Source organism: Streptomyces sp. NPDC002130, assembly GCF_040296465.1.
In the GTDB taxonomy this organism is placed as follows: domain Bacteria; phylum Actinomycetota; class Actinomycetes; order Streptomycetales; family Streptomycetaceae; genus Streptomyces.
This window is the reverse complement of record NZ_JBEOXI010000493.1, coordinates 1-2958: the sequence shown is the minus strand read 5'-3', so window position 1 is coordinate 2958 and position 2958 is coordinate 1. Positions and strand designations below refer to the sequence as shown.

2 protein-coding genes are annotated in these 2958 nt (G+C 71.0%); both read left to right on the top strand.

Annotated elements, in window-relative coordinates:
* On the top strand, window positions 1–1315 hold a 1315-nt coding region (locus tag ABT116_RS41630), incomplete at its 5' end, for a Re/Si-specific NAD(P)(+) transhydrogenase subunit alpha (RefSeq protein WP_351645535.1).
* A 6-nt stretch (window positions 1316–1321) separates the two neighbouring features.
* Window positions 1322–2755 (top strand): Re/Si-specific NAD(P)(+) transhydrogenase subunit beta, encoded by a 1434-nt coding sequence (gene pntB, locus ABT116_RS41625; protein ID WP_351645531.1) that lies wholly within the window; start codon window positions 1322–1324, stop codon window positions 2753–2755.
* The last annotated feature ends 203 nt before the right edge of the window (window positions 2756–2958 follow it).

The following is a 2958-nucleotide window of genomic DNA, read 5'->3' as shown; positions in this document are numbered from 1 at the left end:
GACCGAGGAGATCGGCCGGCTGCGCGACGGGGCGACACTGATCGCGCTGGTCAGCCCCGCCTTCAATCCGGACCTGGTCGAGGAACTGGCACGGCGTCCGATCACCGTGCTCGCCATGGACGCCGTGCCGCGCATCTCGCGTGCCCAGTCGCTGGACGTCCTCAGCTCGATGGCGAACATCGCCGGATACCGGGCCGTGGTCGAGGCCGCGCACGCCTTCGGACGCTTCTTCACCGGCCAGGTCACCGCCGCCGGCAAGGTGCCGCCCGCCAAGGTGCTGGTGGCCGGGGCCGGAGTGGCCGGGCTCGCCGCGGTCGGCGCGGCCCGCAGCCTCGGCGCCGTGGTCCGCGCCACCGACCCCCGTCCCGAGGTCGCCGAGCAGGTGCGCTCCCTGGGCGGGGAGTTCCTCACCGTGGGCGCCCAGCAGGAGGTGAGCACCGACGGCTACGCCAAGGCCACCTCGGACGACTACAACCGGCTGGCCGCCGAGCTCTACGCCGAGCAGGCCGCCGACGTCGACATCATCATCACCACCGCGCTCATCCCGGGCCGTCCCGCGCCGAGGCTGATCACCGCCGAGGACGTGGCGCGCATGAAGCCCGGCAGCGTGATCGTCGACATGGCGGCCGCCCAGGGCGGCAACGTCGAGGGCACGGTCGCCGGCAAGGCGGTCGTCACCGACAACGACGTGACGATCATCGGCTACACCGACCTGCCCGGCCGGCTCCCCGCCCAGGCCTCGCAGCTGTACGGCACGAACGTCGTCAACCTGATGAAGCTGCTCACCCCGGGCAAGGACGGCCGGCTCGTCCTCGACTTCGACGACGTGGTGCAGCGGTCGATGACCGTGGTCCGCGAGGGTGAGAAGACCTGGCCGCCGCCTCCGGTCCAGGTGTCCGCCGCGCCCGCCCCGGGCGGGGCCAAGGAGCCGGACCCGGCCCCCGCCGAGGCACCTGCCAAGCCCGCCCGCCCGGCCTGGTCCTCGTACGCCCTGGTCGGCGCCGGAGCGCTCGCGCTGTTCCTGGTGACGGCCTTCTCGCCGGGTGAACTCCTCGGCCACTTCACGGTGTTCGTCCTGGCGATCGTCATCGGCTTCTACGTCATCGGCAACGTGCACCACGCGCTGCACACCCCGCTGATGTCGGTCACCAACGCCATCTCCGGCATCGTCGTGGTCGGAGCGCTGCTGCAGATCGGGCAGGGCGACACCGCCGTGACCGTGCTGTCGTTCGCCGCGATCCTGCTGGCGAGCATCAACATCTTCGGCGGATTCGCCGTCACCCGCCGCATGCTCGGCATGTTCTCGAAGGGCTGATCAGGGATGACCACAGACACGGCCGCCCAGGCCGCCTACGTCGTCGCGGCGCTGCTGTTCATCCTCAGCCTCGCCGGCCTCTCCCAGCACAAGACGTCCCGCTCCGGAGTCGTCTGGGGCATCGCGGGCATGGTCGTCGCCCTGGCCGCCACGGTCGGGCTCGCCTCCCGCAGCATCAGCGCGACCGGGCTCGTGCTGATCGCCGTCGCCACGGCCCTCGGCGCGGGCATCGGCCTGTGGCGGGCCCGGGTGGTCGAGATGACCGGCATGCCGGAGCTGATCGCCATCATGCACAGCCTCGTCGGCCTCGCCGCCGCGTTCGTCGGCTGGAACGGCTACCTTGACGTCGACGCCGAGCTCTCCGGTTCGCTGCTGGGCATCCACCACGCCGAGGTGTTCATCGGGGTGTTCATCGGCGCCGTGACCTTCACCGGTTCGGTCGTCGCCTACCTGAAGCTCTCGGCACGCATCAACTCCCGCCCGCTGACGCTCCCCGGCAAGCACGTCCTCAACATCGGCGCGCTCGTCGCGTTCGTCGCGCTGACGGTGGCGTTCGTCGTCCGCCCGAACATGGGCCTGCTCATCGCGGTCACGGTGATCGCGCTCGCCCTCGGCGCGCACCTGGTCGCCTCCATCGGCGGCGGTGACATGCCGGTGGTCGTCTCCATGCTCAACAGCTACTCCGGCTGGGCCGCCGCCGCTTCGGGCTTCCTGCTCTCCAACAACCTGCTCATCGTCACCGGCGCGCTGGTCGGCTCCTCCGGTGCCTACCTGTCGTACATCATGTGCAAGGCGATGAACCGCTCCTTCATCTCGGTGATCGCGGGCGGCTTCGGCACCCCGGCGGCGGCCGCCGACGAGGGCGAGCAGGGCGAGCACCGGGAGATCAACGCCGAGGAGACCGCGGAACTCCTCGGCAACGCCACCTCGGTGATCATCACGCCGGGCTACGGCATGGCCGTCGCCCAGGCGCAGTACCCGGTCGCCGAACTGGCGCGCAAGCTGCGCGAGCGGGGCGTGGACGTGCGCTTCGGCATCCACCCCGTGGCCGGCCGGCTGCCCGGGCACATGAACGTGCTGCTCGCCGAGGCCAACGTGCCGTACGACATCGTCCTGGAGATGGACGAGATCAACGACGACTTCGCCGCCACCTCGGTCGTCCTGGTCATCGGCGCCAACGACACGGTCAATCCGGCCGCCACCGACAACCCGTCGAGTCCCATCGCCGGAATGCCGGTCCTGCACGTGTGGGAGGCGGCCGACGTGATCGTCTTCAAGCGCTCCATGGCCGCCGGTTACGCGGGCGTGCAGAACCCGCTGTTCTTCCGCGAGAACACCCAGATGCTCTTCGGCGACGCCAAGCAGCGCGTCGAGGACATCCTGCGCAGCTTGGACTCGCTGGACGCACCGGTCCGCGAGATGGCCGGCACGTCACGCTGAGCGCGGTGCCCCGCCGGTACGGCCGGCGGGGCACGAGGCGTGTACGTCCCGCCCGCTGTCCTGGGCGAGTACGACGGCGCTTCCGCGAACGTCCCCACGCGCAGGAGCTGGGGGTCGAGGGATGCCTGCCGGAAGAGGTGTCCGCCGAGGCGCGGCCGCACTCGACCGGTAGAGCGGAGCCGAGCGTACGAGACGGCCGTGGC